Annotated in this window: 14 protein-coding genes; 11 read left to right on the top strand and 3 right to left on the bottom strand. The window is 73.7% G+C overall.

The window, feature by feature from the left end; all coding sequences use genetic code 11:
• Window positions 1–84: 84 nt before the first annotated feature.
• Entirely contained in the window at window positions 85–849 is a 765-nt protein-coding gene (locus GD880_RS01745) for an IclR family transcriptional regulator (protein WP_152229894.1), read from the bottom strand.
• 202 nt (window positions 850–1051) lie between these two features.
• Between GD880_RS01745 and GD880_RS01740 the strand changes: the two genes are divergently transcribed.
• The 8 genes from GD880_RS01740 (at window position 1052) to GD880_RS01705 (ending at window position 9891) form a co-directional block, all read left to right on the top strand.
• Window positions 1052–2476, top strand: coding sequence for an MFS transporter (locus GD880_RS01740; RefSeq protein ID WP_193314313.1), 1425 nt, complete (start codon window positions 1052–1054; stop codon window positions 2474–2476).
• Complete coding sequence (locus tag GD880_RS01735) at window positions 2473–2853, top strand: NIPSNAP family protein (protein ID WP_152229892.1); 381 nt, start codon at window positions 2473–2475, stop codon at window positions 2851–2853. Before GD880_RS01740 ends, GD880_RS01735 begins: the two co-directional genes overlap by 4 nt.
• Window positions 2850–3683, top strand: coding sequence for an SDR family NAD(P)-dependent oxidoreductase (locus tag GD880_RS01730; RefSeq protein WP_152229891.1), 834 nt, complete (start codon window positions 2850–2852; stop codon window positions 3681–3683). The genes GD880_RS01735 and GD880_RS01730 overlap by 4 nt, the downstream gene beginning before the upstream one ends.
• A gap of 57 nt (window positions 3684–3740) precedes the next feature.
• Window positions 3741–5132 carry an FAD-dependent oxidoreductase gene (locus tag GD880_RS01725; RefSeq protein ID WP_226909297.1) on the top strand — a complete coding sequence of 464 codons (1392 nt, stop codon included), beginning with the start codon at window positions 3741–3743 and terminating at the stop codon, window positions 5130–5132.
• Between the two features lie 73 nt (window positions 5133–5205).
• Window positions 5206–6636 carry an FAD-dependent oxidoreductase gene (locus GD880_RS01720; RefSeq protein WP_152229890.1) on the top strand — a complete coding sequence of 477 codons (1431 nt, stop codon included), beginning with the start codon at window positions 5206–5208 and terminating at the stop codon, window positions 6634–6636.
• Between the two features lie 31 nt (window positions 6637–6667).
• Window positions 6668–8206, top strand: a complete 1539-nt coding sequence (locus tag GD880_RS01715) for an FAD-dependent oxidoreductase (protein WP_152229889.1) — start codon at window positions 6668–6670, stop codon at window positions 8204–8206.
• Window positions 8207–8229: 23 nt separating this feature from the next.
• Window positions 8230–9195 carry an EamA family transporter RarD gene (gene rarD / locus GD880_RS01710; RefSeq protein WP_152229888.1) on the top strand — a complete coding sequence of 322 codons (966 nt, stop codon included), beginning with the start codon at window positions 8230–8232 and terminating at the stop codon, window positions 9193–9195.
• A 135-nt stretch (window positions 9196–9330) separates the two neighbouring features.
• Window positions 9331–9891: a dihydrofolate reductase family protein gene (locus tag GD880_RS01705; RefSeq protein WP_152229887.1), complete on the top strand. Its 561-nt coding sequence runs from the start codon at window positions 9331–9333 to the stop codon at window positions 9889–9891.
• Between the two features lie 285 nt (window positions 9892–10176).
• On the opposite strand, the gene GD880_RS01700 is transcribed toward GD880_RS01705, so the two are convergent.
• A complete protein-coding gene (locus GD880_RS01700) occupies window positions 10177–10779 on the bottom strand; it encodes a DUF1684 domain-containing protein (RefSeq protein ID WP_152229886.1) in 603 nt (200 codons plus the stop codon).
• A 137-nt stretch (window positions 10780–10916) separates the two neighbouring features.
• The gene (locus tag GD880_RS01695) at window positions 10917–11405 is read right to left on the bottom strand and encodes a CBU_0592 family membrane protein (RefSeq protein ID WP_152229885.1); all 489 of its coding nucleotides are present in this window, start codon (window positions 11403–11405) and stop codon (window positions 10917–10919) included.
• Window positions 11406–11477: 72 nt separating this feature from the next.
• Between GD880_RS01695 and GD880_RS01690 the strand changes: the two genes are divergently transcribed.
• From GD880_RS01690 to prfB, 3 genes are all read left to right on the top strand, one after another.
• Entirely contained in the window at window positions 11478–12383 is a 906-nt protein-coding gene (locus GD880_RS01690) for a LysR family transcriptional regulator (protein ID WP_152229884.1), read from the top strand.
• Window positions 12384–12458: 75 nt separating this feature from the next.
• Entirely contained in the window at window positions 12459–13844 is a 1386-nt protein-coding gene (locus GD880_RS01685; RefSeq protein ID WP_152229883.1) for a phosphoribosyltransferase family protein, read from the top strand.
• Between the two features lie 142 nt (window positions 13845–13986).
• The gene (gene prfB, locus GD880_RS01680; protein WP_152229882.1) at window positions 13987–15114 is read left to right on the top strand and encodes a peptide chain release factor 2; all 1128 of its coding nucleotides are present in this window, start codon (window positions 13987–13989) and stop codon (window positions 15112–15114) included.
• The last annotated feature ends 104 nt before the right edge of the window (window positions 15115–15218 follow it).

Raw genomic sequence — 15218 nt, 5'->3', positions numbered from 1 at the left:
CGGTCGGTGCGGCCGGTGACGTTGGCCGGCCGGCGGCGTTGGCCGGTCGGCCGGCGCCCGCCGGCGCGACGACCCCGCGCCACCTCAGAGCCGGAGCGCCTCGGCCGTCTCGTCGGCGGTGCGTACGAGCGCGCCACCAAACCTCGGCAGGTCCGCCTTCGAGAAGCGGGCGATGGGCATGGCGATGCTGAAGGCGGCGCGCTCGCCGTCGATGACGCCGATGGAGACGGCGAAGGCCGCGACCCCCGCCTCGCTCTCCTCGAAGTTGGTCGCCACGCGCTGGCGGCGGACCTTGGCCAGCTGCTGGTGCAGGCGCTCGAGGTCGACGTTCATGTCGGCGCCCCGGGTGCCGTGCATCGCCACCTGGTACCGGGCGTCGACGTCCTCGCGGGCGAGCGCGGCGAGCATCGCCTTGCCCGCGGAGGTCTGGTGCGCGGGAAGCCGCACGCCGACGCGCAGGCCGAAGCGCAGCGCATGCGTCGTCGCCTCGACGCCGTCGAGGTGGTGGATCTCGGTCCCGACGAGCGTGGCGACGTGCACGGTCTCGCCGACGCGCTCGAAGAGCCGCTCGAGGTAGGGCCGGAGGCGGGTGCGCAGCGGCGGGATCGGGCGCGAGGCGCCCGGGCGGAGCAGCTCGGGGCCGGGCTCGTAGCGCTTGCGCTCGCCCTGCGTGGCGAAGCCGTCGCCGACGAGGGTCGCCAGGAGGCGCTGCGCCGTCGACGGGTTGACGTCGAGGGCGTGGCCGGCCTCGGTGACGCTGAGCGAGCCCTCCTCCGCCATGAGCTTGAGGAGGACGAGGGCGCGGTGGACGGCCTCGACGCGGCCGGCAGAGGCTTCATTGCGGTGCACGCAAAAACTCTACAGGGACTTGCGCGCAGCGCAAGCACCCTCCTACCGTCGGAGTCACCCCGCGGGACCACGTCTTCCCGCGGCCCGCACCGCCCGACGTCGGGCGGACGCCCGAGCACCGCCGCCGCTACCCATGGCGCGCGAAGAGCCCGGCACCCCGCACCCTCTCCCTGCCCCACTCAGGTCGACGAAGGAGTCCCCGATGAGTCAGTCCCCGACGCAGCTGGTGAAGCGTCCTCTACGGCCGACGACGCCCGCCCCGCCCCAGGCCAAGAAGGCCGTCGTCAGCGGCACCTTCGGCTCCGCCCTGGAGTGGTTCGACTTCGCCGTCTACGGCGCCATGTCGGCCACTGTGTTCCCCGCCCTCTTCTTCCACCAGATGGACGCGACCGCGGGCCTGCTGGCCTCGTTCGCCACCTTCGGCGTCGGCTTCTTCGCCCGGCCGCTCGGCGGGATGGTGTTCGGGCACCTCGGCGACAAGTTCGGCCGGCGCCGGATCCTGCTCACCACGTTCATCTCCATGGGCGTGGCCTCGATGGTGATCGGCCTGCTGCCGCCCTACTCCTCGATCGGCGTCCTCGCGCCACTGATCCTGGTGCTCATGCGCTTCGTGCAGGGCTTCGCCCTGGGCGGGGAGGCGACCGGCGCCCAGCTGATGACCATGGAGCACGCGCCCCAGGACCGCCGGGCCTTCTACGGCGCCCTCATGGCCATGGGGTCCCCGGTCTCCCAGGTGGCCGCCAACCTCCTGCTCGCGGTGCTCTCCGGCGTGCTGACCGACGCCGCGTTCATGTCGTGGGGGTGGCGGGTGCCGTTCCTGCTGAGCATCCTGCTCGTGGCGGTCGGCATCTACATCCGCGTCAAGGTCGAGGAGACCCCGGTCTTCCAGGAGGGGGTGAAGGAGGCCGCCCAGGAGACGGCCAGCCCCGCGGCGGTGCTGCGCACCCACGGCTGGACGATCGCCCGGCTGATCCTCGCCTTCGCGCCGATCGTCATCACCTTCTACATCGTCTCGGTCTTCGGCATCAGCTACCTCACCCAGCACGGCTTCACGAAGAACCAGACGTTCACGATCATCATGATCTCCAACTTCCTGTCGGTGATCGCGATCTGGTGGGGCGGCCGCCTCGCCGACGTCTACGGCCGGCGCAGGATCCTCATGACCGGGTCCGTCGGCACCCTCCTCGCGGCCGTCGTCTTCTTCCGCGTGGTGGACCTGGGCAGCTTCCCGCTCACCCTCGCGATCGTCGCCTTCGCGCTCGTGACCGCGCAGTTCGGCAACGCCGGCCAGGGCGCCCTCTACGCCGAGGCGTTCCCCACCCACATGCGCTACACCGGCTCGGCCCTCGCCCTGACCGGCGCCAACCTCATCTTCGCCGCCCCCGCGCCGTTCCTGGCCTCCTGGCTGACCAGCCTCAGCGGCGGCAGCACCATCGCGATCACGGTCTTCTGGGTGGTCACCATCGTCGCCGCGATCGTCAACATGCTGCTCATGGGCGACGGCAAGACCCTCGAGGGCGGCGAGCACCGGTTCGGCCGGTACGTCCCCGGCGGGCAGGCCGCGGGCCGGGTCCCGGCCGCCGGCGTCGTCCCCCCCGTCCCCGCGGCGAGCGAGGTGGCGCGGTGATCGTCGAGCAGCGGACCTACGTCCTGCACACCGGCGCCAGCCTGGCGGAGTACCTCGACGCCTACGAGACCATCGGGCTGCCGGCGCAGAAGCCGATCCTGGGCGGGTTCCTCGGCTACTTCGTCACCGAGTTCGGCACCCAGAACGAGCTCAACCACTTCTGGGCCTACACCGACCTGGAGGACCGCCGGGCCCGCCGCGCCCAGCTCGCCGCGAACCAGCAGTGGCAGGAGTGCCTCGCGATCATCCGCCCGATGATCATGACGATGGCGAACAAGATCATGTACCCGACCTCGTTCTCGCCCATCCGCTCCCTGCCCGTGACCGTCGCGGACGCCGACACGGCGTTCGCCCCTACCCAGGGAGCAGACCGATGACCACCATCCTGACCGTGACCGCCGACCGCTCGGGGCGCCCCGCCCCGGCGCTGACCCGCACGGCGATCGTCACCGGCGGCGCCGGCGGCATCGGCTCCGCCATCAGCCACCGCCTCGCCCGGGCCGGCTACGGCGTCGTGGTCGCCGACATCGACGCCGCCGCCGCGGACGCCGCGGCGGCAAGCCTGCCCGAGGTCGACGGCGCCGAGCACCGCGGGTTCGCCGGCGACCTCACCGACTCGGCCGTCAACCGCGACCTCGCGGAGCTGGCCGCGCAGGACGCCCCGATCGGGGTGCTCGTCAACGCGGTGGGCATCTCCCCGAAGCGGCACGGCCGGAAGATCCCGTTCTTCGAGCTCACCGACGCGGAGTGGAACCAGGTCCTGGCCGTCAACGTCAGCGCCCCGTTCTTCCTCGTCCGCGAGGCCTTCCGGCACATGCCCACCGACGGCAGCGCGAGCATCGTGAACCTGCTGTCCATCACCGCCAAGCTGGGCACCGGCGGGCTCGAGGGCGCCGCCTTCCCGCCCTACCTGCCCTCCACGGTCGCCTACGCCGCCAGCAAGGCGGCGCTGCAGAACCTCACCGCCAGCCTCTCCCGCGAGCTGGCCGACCACCGCATCCGCGTCAACGGCGTGGCCCCCGGGTTCGTCCAGACCCCGATGATGGGTCAGGTGCCGCCCGAGGGCCCGCTGCTCGACCAGGTCCCCATGCGGCGCTTCGCCCGGCCCGAGGAGATCGCCGACGCCGTCGCCTTCCTCGTCAGCGACCAGGCCTCCTACGTCAACGGCACCAGCCTGGACGTCAACGGCGGCTGGCTGACCTGCTGAGCCCCGCCCCTCGCCACCCACCCTTCCCGATCACCACACCGAGAGCGAGCTGCACCCATGTCCCTGCCTGAGCACACCTTCGACCTGGTCGTCGTCGGGTCCGGCATCGCCGGGCAGACGGCGGCGACGTCCGCCGCCGAGGCCGGCCTGCGGGTCGTCCTGCTGGAGAAGACCGAGAAGCTGGGCGGCTCCTCGGCGATGAGCGGCGGCTGGTTCGCCTTCTCCGGCACCCCCGAGCAGGCCGAGCAGGGCATCGAGGACTCCGCCGAGCTGTTCCGGCGCGACATGCTCGAACTCGGTGAGCACCTCAACGACCCGGCCCTGCTGGAGGCCTACCTGGCCAACCAGGAGCAGACCTACCGGTGGCTGAAGGACCACGGCGTGGTCTTCCGTGAGGTGGAGATCAGCTCGGGGATGTCGGCCCGTCGCGGCCACAACTCGGTGATCACGGACGTGCTGGCCCGTCTGCACCGCGACTTCACCGCCGCCGGCGGTCAGACCCGCCTGGAGCACCGGGCGGTCCGGCTGGTGCGCGAGGACGGCCGGGTCACCGGCGTCGTCGCCGCCACGGCCGACGGCGAGGCGCTGTTCACCGGCCGCGGCGGAGTGGTGCTGGCCACCGGCGGGTTCTCCCGGGGGACGGACCTGCTGAAGGTCTTCGCCCCCGAGCAGCTCGCCGCCATCCCGTACGGCGGGAAGGGCAACACCGGCGACGGGCTGACGATGGCGTGGAAGCTCGGCGCCGGGATGGCGGACATGTCCTTCGTCTCGGGCACCTACGGCTCCCACCCCGAGACGGGGGAGGAATTCCACGAGCTGCTAACCGCGTACTACATGGGCGCCATCATCGTGAACACGGAGGGGCGCCGGTTCGTCGACGAGTCCCAGGACTACAAGACCCTGGGCCGGGTGGTCCTCGACCAGCCCGGCGGCCTGGGCTTCGAGGTCTTCGACGCCAAGGTGCGGGCGAAGTCCCACCGGGGGATCCCGCTGAAGGACATCGACACCCTCGAGGACATCGGCCACGTGTACAAGGCCGACACGATCGAGGAGCTCGCCGCGGCCGCCGGGATCGACCCGGCCGCCCTGGCCGAGACCGTCCGGCGGTACAACGCCGCGGCCGCCGGCGAGGCGGCGGACGAGGTCGGCCGCACCAGCCTGTGCAACGGCGTGGGTGACCTGCTCCCGATCGACACCGCCCCGTACTACGCCTACCCGGCCAAGTCGCTCATGACGACGACCTACTGCGGGGTCACCATCACCCCCGCGGGCGAGGTGGTCGACGTCGACGGCGACGTCATCGAGGGCCTGTACGCCATCGGCGAGGTCACCGGCGGCTTCCACGGCGCCGCCTACATGACCGGCACCTCGCTGGGCAAGGGCGCGGTGTTCGGCCGCATCGTCGCCGCCCGCGCCGCCGCGCGGCTCGGCGCCGCCGTCCGCGCCTGATCCCGGCGGCCGGCCCCTCGGTCCGGCCGCCCGCCAACTCGCACGCACGCAACTGGTCGAAGGAGATCGAGAGATGACGCAGCAGGTCGACGAGGTGCGCCGCGCCGACGTCGTGGTGGTCGGGTCCGGGGTGTCCGGCTCGGCGGCGGCGATGACGGCCGCCCGCCGCGGGGCCCGGGTGGCCCTGCTCGAGAAGCTGGACGACTTCGGCGGCTCGGCCGCCCTGTCCGCCGGCATGTTCTGGACCGCCCCCACCGTGGAGGCCTACCGCGCGCGCATCCCGCTCGGCGACGTAGCGCTCGGGGCACGCCTCGTCGCCGACTACGAGGAGGCGCTGGCGGAGCTGCGCGCCTCCGGGGTCCGCGTCGCCGACGAGCCCAAGCGCGACATCATGACCTTCGGCATCGGCTACTCCACCGACATCACGGCGATCCTGGCCTGGTGCCGCGAGGAGGTCCGCGCCGCCGGCGGCGAGACCCGCACCGGCACCACGGTGGTCCGGCTGCTCGACGACGGCCGCCGCGTCACCGGAGTCCTGGCCCGCGACGCCGAAGGCCGCCTGGTCCGCTACGACGCTGCCGCCGTCGTCCTCACCACCGGAGGCTTCCAGGGCGCGCGCGACGAGCTGACCCGCCACATCGGCCCGAACGCCGACCGGCTGCTGCTGCGGTCCAACCCCGGCAGCGTCGGCGACGGGCTGCGGATGGCGCGGGCCGCCGGCGCCGGCGGCACGACGGCGATGAGCACCTTCTACGGCCACCTCATCGGCTACCCGATCACCCGGTTCGAGCCGCAGGACTACCTGCCGGCCTCGCAGTACTACTCCGGCTCCACGGTCTTCGTGAACCTGCGCGGCGAGCGGTTCGTCGACGAGACCGAGGGGGACGAGCTCCTCAACCAGGCCGTCACCTTCCAGCCCCAGGCCCGCGGCGTCCTCCTCTTCGACGACCACGTCCGGCGCACCGAGGGCACCGAGGAGCCCTTCCCGGGCCTGGGCGTCATCGACCGCTACGCCGTCGCGGTGGAGGCGGGGGCGCGGCACGCGGAGGCGGACACCCTCGAGGACCTGGTCGCCGCCGTGGCTGCCTGGGGCGTCGACGGCGAGCGGTTGACGCGCACCCTCGCGCGCTACGTCGAGGTCGCCGCGGCGGGCGGCGGCGTCGCCGACGGCGTGCCCGTCGCGGCGGACGCCCGGCCGCCACGGACCGGGCCCTTCTACGCCCTCATGGTCCAGCCGTCCATCACCTTCACCTTCGGCGGGATCCGCACCAGCACCGACGGCGCGGCCCTGGACCCCGACGGCCGTCCGGTCCCCGGGCTGTACGCCGCCGGCGCCGACATCGGCGGGCTGTCGAACTACGGCTACGCCGGCGGCCTCGCCCCCGGGTACATCACCGGCCGCTGGGCGGGCGCGGCGGCGGCGAGCTCGGCCGTCGCGCCCGACGCCCTGGCCGCGGCGGCGAGCTCGGCCGTCGCGCCCGACGCCCTGGCCGCGGCGCACTGACGCACCACCACGAGAGAGACGAGGAAGTCACATGATCTACACCGCGGACGTGCTGGTCATCGGCGGGGGCGGGTCGGGCATGAGCGCCGCGATCTCCGCCGCGACGTCGGGGGCCTCGGTCATCGTCCTGGAGAAGTGCCCGCAGGTCGGAGGCAGCACGGCGATGTCCGTGGGCTCCTTCACCGCGGCCAACACGTCCTACCAGTACCGGGCCGGCGTCAACGACAGCATCGACCTGTTCATCGAGGACATGAAGGTCGCCAACGGTCCGTTCGAGGCGCGCGAGAACACCGAGCTGCGCCGGGTGCTGGCCGAGAACGCCGGGCCGACGGTGGAGTGGCTCTCGAGCATCGGCGTGCAGTTCCTGGGCCCGACGCCGGAGCCGCCGTACGAGAAGCCGCGCATGCACAACGTGCTGCCGAACTCCAAGGCCTACCGCGAGGCGCTGCTGCGCGAGTGCAAGAAGCGTGGCGTGACCATCTACACCTCGATGCGGGTGGACCAGCTGCTGCGCAACGCAGCTGGCGAGATCATCGGCGCCGCGGCGAACGGGCAGAACTACTTCGGCCGCCGCGGCGTCATCCTGGCCACCGGCGACTACTCGGCCTCGACCGAGCTGAAGTCGCAGTTCGTCGGCGAGGACGCCGCCAAGGTGCCGCCGGTGAACCCGAACAACACCGGTGACGGGTACTACCTGGGCACCGAGGCCGGCGGGGTCATGATGCAGATGGACCGCCTCTACGAGGGCCTGCGCTTCGCGCCGTCGACCCGGCCCGACCCGATCAAGATGCTGCCCTCGGTGCCGGGGCTGACCAGGCTCATGCGGGTGGTCGTCGAGCGGCTGCCGAAGAACCTCCTGGCCTATGTCATCCGCGGGGCGCTCACGTCGTGGATCGGCCCGAACAACACGATGTACGCGGCCGGCGCGATCCTGGTCGGTCCCGACGGGCGGCGGTTGGCCAACGAGGACTCCGACAAGGTGATGGCCCGGGCCGTGGCGGCCACCGAGGCGAACACCGGGTACATGATCTTCGACGCGAAGGTCGCGAAGCAGTTCTCCGCCTGGCCCAACCCGGTCTCCACCTTCCCGGGGGTCGCGTACGCCTACGTGCAGGACTACAAGCGCTTCCGCCCCGACGTCTACCACCGCGCCGCCACGCTCGAGGACCTCGCCGCGGACCTCGGCATGGACCCGGCCGCCCTGCGCGCCACCGTGCAGGGGTGGAACGGGCACGTGGCCGCCGGGGCGGACCCGGAGTTCGGGCGCGAGCACCTCGGCGACGGCGTCACGGAGGGGCCCTTCTACGCCCTCGGCCCGATGAACGCCTACGTCACCCTCGCCGACGGCGGCCTCGCCGTCGACACCCGGCTGCGGGTGACCACGGCCGACGGCGAGCCGATCCCCGGGCTGTGGGCGGCCGGCTCGACCGGCCAGGGCGGGCTGCAGCTGCTCAACCACGGCCTGCACATCGGCTGGGCCATGATCTCGGGCCGCCTCGCCGGTCGGCACGTCGCCCAGGCCCAGAACCGCGTGGACCTCAAGGTGGCCGAGGCGGTCACGACACGCTGAGGACGGGGAGAATCGCACCGGCCATGGACGCGATCGAAACCAGGGACCGCCGCGACGGGCTGGCGGCAGCGCTGGTCAGCTATGTGACGTGGGGCTTCTTCCCGCTCTACCTGATCCTGCTCTGGGACGTCCACGCGCTCGAGATCGTCGCGCACCGCGTGGTGTGGGCCGCCGTCGTGATGATCGTGATCGTCGCAGTGACCCGCCAGTGGACGGCGCTGCTGCGGGTGCTCGGCGATCGCGACGCCCGCAACCTGCTCGGCCTGGCGTCGTTGCTCATCGGCGTCGTGTGGTTCTTCTACGCCTACGGCGCGCTGACCCACCGGGCGGTGGACGTGGCGCTGGGGTACTTCATCTGCCCGCTCGTGACGGTCCTGCTCGCGGTGACCGTCAACCGCGAGCGGCTGCGGCCGGCGCAGTGGGTCTCCGCCGCCGTCGGCCTCGTGGCGGTCGTGGTGGTGACCGTCGGGTACGGGACGTTCCCGTGGATCTCCGGCGTGGTGGCGGTCGCGTTCGGGCTCTACAGCCTGGTGAAGAACCGGCTCGGGCGCGGGGTGAGTCCCACCGTGGGGCTGACCGTGGAGTCGGCGCTGCTCGTGCCGCTCGCCGCGATCACCATCGTCGCGATGTCCCTGGCGGGCACGGCGACCTTCGCCGTCGGCGGGCTGGACGTCACGGACCTGTATCTCGTGGTGTCCGGCCCGATGACCATGTTCCCGTTGCTGCTGTTCGCGGCGGCCGCCAACCGGCTGCCGTTGTCCCTGTTGGGCAACCTGCAGTACCTCAACCCCGCGCTGCAGCTGGTCTCGGCGGTGCTGGTGCTCCGGGAGGACATGCCGGTGGCGCGGTGGATCGGCTTCGCGCTGGTGTGGCTCGCGCTGGGCATCCTCGTGGTCGACGCCGCACGCGAGCGGCGGCGGTCCGTGGCTGCGGCCGCCGTGGCCGAAGCCACGGCTCCGAGCGGCACGGTGGGCGGGCCGGTCAGCTAGCAGCCGGGCCTCTGGCCGCCCGCCCGAGGAGTCGTTCGCTGTGGCCCTCCGTCGTGTCGATCCCGACCGTCACCGTTCGACGCAGGGGTGGGCACCGGTTGGTGACCCGCCTGCCGAACCCGAGAGGAACCGCCCGTGCGCACCTTCAAGCTCCAGGTCCAGACCAGCATCGACGGCTACATGGCTGGCCCGAACGGCGAGATGGACTGGTTGACGTGCCCGTGGAGCGACGACCTCAACGCCTACGTCGACGCCCTCACCGAGCCGGTCGACACCATCGTGCTGGGCCGGCGGCTGGCCGAGGGCTTCATCCCGGCCTGGGCCGCCGGACCGGAGGGGGAGGACCAGGCGTCCGTCGACTGGATGAACCGCACGCCCAAGGTGGTCTTCTCCCGCACCCTCGCCGAGTCGCCGTGGGAGAACGTCGTCGTGGCCGCGGACCTCGCCGAGACCGTCAACGCCCTCAAGGCCCAGCCCGGCGGCGACCTCATCGCCTACGGCGGCGGCAGCCTGGTGGCGGACCTCCTCGCCCAGGGGATGCTCGACGAGCTGCACCTGTTCGTCAACCCCACGGCGATCGGCGCCGGGATGCCCGTCTTCCCGGCCCACGACGCCTACCACCGCATGCGGCTGGTCGCCTCCCGGCCGTTCGAGTGCGGCATCACCGCGCTGCACCTCGTGCCGCGCCGCGCCTGAGCGCCCGGGGGCTCGCCGCACGGGGCCAGGACACGACGTCGTTCCCCACCCGCACCTGACAGGTTCGGCCTACCGTGCCGCTATCGCGGCCGGACGTGTGAGCGGCCCGCACAGTGCCGGGTGCGCCGCCCGCGGGCAGGTCGGGCGGGCGTCTCGTCGTCGGTCGGCGGGAGCGTGCCATGCCCGTCCTCGGGCCCGCCGAGGGCCGACCTTCGGCATCAAGCTCTCCGCCCGGCAGGGCGTGTGGCCGGAGCGCGAGTCCGCGGCCTGGCCGGGGCGCCGCGGCTACCCCTCCGCCGGGGTGAGCTCGCCGACCGGGACCGGCGCTTCCAGGCGGTTGCCGGCGGGCGCCAGCGGGCAGGCCCAGGCGGGGTCGTAGGCGCAGGAGGGGTTGTAGGCGAAGTTGAGGTCGACGACCCAGGCGCCGTCCGGGGTCCGGCCCAGGTCGGCGCCCTTGACCGTGTCGAGCAGGTACCGCCCGGCCCCGTAGGTCGCGTCCCCGGCGGTGGCGTCGCGCAGCGGCAGGAACAGCCCACCGCCGTACGACGCCAGCCACCACACGTCCAGCGTGCCGAGACCGGGCAGCCCGACCCGGCCGATCCGCACGAACGGGACGACGCCGTCGGTGCCGGTGGGCACCGACCACTCCCGCGGCTCGGCGGCGGCCAGCGGCACCTCGAAGCGGTACGCCGGGTCGTACGGGGCGTGCCGCAGCCGCTGCCCGTCCTGGCGGGCCGAGGCGGGATGGGCCTCGAAGAGCGCGGTGCGCCGCTCCACCCACACCTCATGCCCGGCGGCGGGGGAGGGCGCGGCCCGGACCGCGGCGTAGAGGTCGTGCACCTCGCGCCGCCAGGACAGGACGTCGACGGCGTCACGCAGGCTGGTCATCACCCGATCCTGCCGGGTCTCGCGCCGCGGGGCGAGGCGCCGTCGGTCACGGACCTCGCCCGCTGCGCCGCCGGGCGCGCACCTCGCCCGCTGCGCCGCCGGGCGCGCACCTCGCTCCCGCCGGCGGGCCGGCGGGCTCAGGCGAGGTGCGACGTCGTCCGGGTGCGCCGGCGGGACTCGTTGCGGCCGGCGGGCCGGCTGGAGCCCGGCTGGAGCGGGCGGTCCCGCAGCGCCCCGGTGCGGCGGGCGAGCGGCGCGGAGCCGTCCTCGCGGACGCGGTGGACCAGCCGGTCCCGGCCGGCGGTGAGGCGGGCGCGGGCCTCCTCGGCCAGGCGCCGCCGCCGGCGCGCCTCGGCGGCCAGCCGGGCCGCGATGACCCCGCGCTTCATGGAGAGGACGGCCACCACGCCGATGCCGATCCAGATGATGTTGACGACGGCGGAGGGCAGGGCGCCGTTGGCCAGCGCGCTGACGCCGAGCGCGCCGGCGCCCACGACGTTGAGCGCCTGGTAGCGCACGGAGTTCGTCGCCAGCCGCTGGCGGGTCACCATGATGTACGTCACCAGGGACACGGTCGCCCCGCCCCAGCCCAGGACGGTGATCACCACTGCGGTCAGCTCGCTCACGGACACAATTCTGGGGCTCTCCTCCATAAAGATCAATCGAATGGTTCCGCATGAGGCATATAGTTCTGCTTCATGGACATCGACCCACGCAGGCTTGGATTTCTCTTGGCCGTGAGCAGGTCCGGAGGAGTGCTGGCGGCGGCTGACGCGCTGCACGTGAGCCCTTCTGCCGTCTCTCAGCAAATAGCGCGTCTGGAGGCCGAGACCGGGGTGCGGGTGCTCGACCGGCAGCCCACCGGCGCCACCCTGACCCCCGCCGGGCGGCTGCTGGCCGAGGCCGGGGAGCGGATCGAGAGCGAGATGGGGGAGACGCGCCGGGCGCTCGCGGCGCTCGAGGGCGACATCTCCGGCGTGGTGGTCGTCGGCGCCTTCCAGACGGCGATCCGGGCGGTGCTCGTGCCGCTGCTCGCGGAGCTGAACGAGACGCTGCCGGGCGTGGAGCTCGTCGTCCACGAGGTGGCCGAGGAGCACGGCCGCCGCGCCCTGCGCCGCGGCGAGCTCGACCTGCTGGTCATCGAGCACGACCTCTCGGCCCCCACCGCGGCGCCGCAGGGCACCCGCGACGTCCCCTTCCTGGACGAGCCGTGGCTGATCGCGCTGCCGGCCAGCGACCCCGCCCCCGCCTCTCTGCTGGACCTCGCCGGCGCCACCTGGCTGGCGCCGGACCCCGGCGGCGCGGCCGACCGGGCGCTCACCCGGCTCGCCACCGAGCTGTCCTTCACCCCGCGCACCGCGCACCGCTACCTGGACTTCGACGTGGCGCTCGCGATGGTGGCCTCCGGCCTGGGCGTGGCGCTGGTCCCGCAGCTGGCGCTGCGGCGCCAGCTGCCCGAGAACGTCCAGTGGGTGAGCCTGCCCGGGCTGGGCAACCGGCACCTGTTCATCCGGCACCGGGCCACCCGGACCGAGCCGCGGGCGGCGACCACCGCCGTGCTCGAGCAGATGATCCACGTGGCGGCGAACCTCGAGCCGTTGTGACCGGCGGGAGGCGACCGACAGACCGGCCCGGACCGGTGGCGGCCCGGCCCCACCCGGGCGCATGCTGGAGGCGTCATGCGGCGGGAGGACACCACCAGGTTCGCCAACCGCGTCGCAGCCGGGCGGCAGCTGGCCCAGGAGCTCGCGGCCGCCGGGCTCGGTGACGTGGTCGTGACCGCGTTGCCCCGCGGCGGCGTCCCGGTGGCGGCCGAGGTGGCCGCGGCCCTCGGCGCCCCGCTCGACGTCGTCGTCGTGCGCAAGCTGGGCGTGCCGTGGCAGCCGGAGGTGGCCATGGGGGCCGTGGGGGAGGGCGGCGCGATCGTCCTCAACCCGCACATCGAGGCCCGGGTGCGGCGCGAGGCGCTGGAGGCCGTGACGGCCCGCGAGCGCGCGGAGGTCGAGCGCCGCGTCGCCGCCTGGCGCGGCGAGGCCGGCACGGACGTGCGCGATCGCACGGCGGTGCTCGTCGACGACGGCGTCGCCACCGGCGCGACGGCGCGCGCGGCGGTGGCCGTGCTGCGCGCCCGCGGCGCCCGGCGGGTGGTCCTCGCCGTCCCGGTCGCCGCCGGCGACGCCCTGGAGATGCTCGCCCCGCTGGTCGACGACGTCGTGTGCCTGCTCGTGCCCGAGGAGCTCTACGCCGTGGGCGCCTGGTACGACGACTTCCGCCAGGTCGGCGACGACGTCGTGCGCCGGCTGCTCGAGGAGGCCCGCGGGCGCCAGGACCGGGGCGGCGGGGCCGAACCAGGCGCCGCGGCCGAGCCGCACGCGAGGGGAGAGGTGGGCCGCGACGAGCCGGGCGGCGCCCCGGGCGCACCGGCCGAGGTGGCGGTGCCCACCTCCGCCGGGCCGCTGCCCGCGTTCCTCGCCGTGCCGCCGGGAGCCGGCGGGCTGGTCCTCTTCGCGCACGGGTCGGGCAGCAGCCGGTTCAGCCCGCGCAACGCCCAGGTCGCCCGCATGCTGCAGCGGGCCGGCCTGGCCACCGCCCTGCTCGACCTGCTCTCCCTGGCCGAGGCCCGCGACCGTGCGCGGGTCTTCGACGTCGAGCTGCTCGCCGAGCGCCTGCTCGACGCCACCCGGTGGGCGGGGGAGCGAGCCGACCTCGCCGGGCTGCCGCTGGGCTACTTCGGCGCGAGCACCGGGGCCGGCGCGGCGCTGTGGGCGGCGGCCGCCCGCCCGCCGCGGCTGCGCGCCGTCGTCTCCCGCGGCGGACGCCCGGACCTCGCCGGACCGCGCCTGCCCGCCGTCCGGGTGCCCACCCTGCTCATCGTGGGCGGCCGCGACAGCCAGGTCCTCGACCTCAACCGCCGGGCCCGTGCCCACCTGACGTGCGTCAGCGAGCTGAGCATCGTGCCCGGGGCGACCCACCTGTTCGAGGAGCCGGGCACCCTCGAGCAGGCTGGGCGGCTCGCCGCCGCCTGGTTCTGCGAGCACCTCCGCTCCTCGCGCGCCGCCGCCTGACTGGCCACCACCGCGTCAGGTGGTCCGGCCGGGGCGGGGCCGCATCGACGGGGCCGTGTCGACCGGGCTGCGCGCGACGTGCGACGGGCCGTGCGCAAGCGCACGACGCTGCGACACGCCCGATCCCGTAACCTTGACCTCCGTGGCCACCGACTTCTCGCTCGAGATCCAGCACCTCCGCAGCACGTTCGAGTCCATCCGGGCCGTGACGGACCCGGAGGCCCTGCGCGCCACCATCGCCGAGCTCTCCGAGCAGGCGGCCGCCCCGGACCTGTGGGACGACCCCGACGCCGCCCAGGCGGTGACCTCGAAGCTGTCCCACGCACAGTCCGAGCTCGAGCGCGTGGAGAAGATGGGCGAGCGGATCGACGACCTCGAGGCCCTCGTCGAGCTCGGCCAGGAGGAGGAGGGCGCCGACGCCGCCGCCGTCATGGCCGACGCCGAGGAGGAGCTCGCCGCCATCCGCAAGGACCTCGGCGAGCTCGAGGTCCGGACCCTGCTCGCGGGCGAGTACGACCAGCGCGAGGCCGTCGTCAGCATCCGCGCCGGCGCAGGCGGCGTGGACGCCGCCGACTTCGCCGAGATGCTCCTGCGCATGTACCTGCGCTGGGCCGAGCGTCATGGCTACCCGACGCAGGTGCTCGACACCTCCTACGCCGAAGAGGCGGGCCTGAAGTCGGTCACCTTCGAGGTCAAGGCGCCCTACGCCTACGGCACCCTGTCCGTCGAGGCCGGCACGCACCGGCTCGTGCGCATCTCCCCGTTCGACAACCAGGGCCGGCGCCAGACGTCCTTCGCCGCCGTCGAGGTCATCCCGCTCATCGAGCAGACCGACCACATCGACATCCCCGAGAACGAGATCAAGGTCGACGTCTTCCGCTCCTCCGGCCCCGGTGGGCAGTCCGTGAACACCACCGACTCCGCCGTGCGCATGACGCACATCCCGACCGGGATCGTCGTGTCGATGCAGAACGAGAAGTCCCAGATCCAGAACCGCGCCGCCGCGCTGCGCGTGCTGCAGTCGCGCCTGCTGCTGGTGCGCCAGCAGGAGGAGAACGCCGCGAAGAAGGCGCTCGCCGGCGACGTCAAGGCCTCGTGGGGCGACCAGATGCGTTCCTACGTCCTCCAGCCGTACCAGATGGTCAAGGACCTGCGCACCGAGCACGAGTCCGGCAACCCCTCGGCGGTGTTCGACGGCGAGATCGACGACTTCATCGACGCCGGCATCCGCTGGCGCAAGAGCCAGCAGCAGCAGGCCGCCACGGTCTGAGCCCGGCAGCGCGGTCTGCGCCCACGCCGACGCCGGCCCCGCGCGGGGCCGGCGTTCGCGTGCCAGCGCCGGAAACCGCGTGGCCGCGGAGCACCCGCTGATGG

This window comes from Georgenia ruanii (assembly GCF_009193175.1).
GTDB classification, from domain to species: Bacteria; Actinomycetota; Actinomycetes; order Actinomycetales; family Actinomycetaceae; genus Georgenia; species Georgenia ruanii.
The sequence above is the reverse complement of the archived record's forward strand: the minus strand, read 5'-3'. Positions and strand labels throughout refer to the sequence as shown.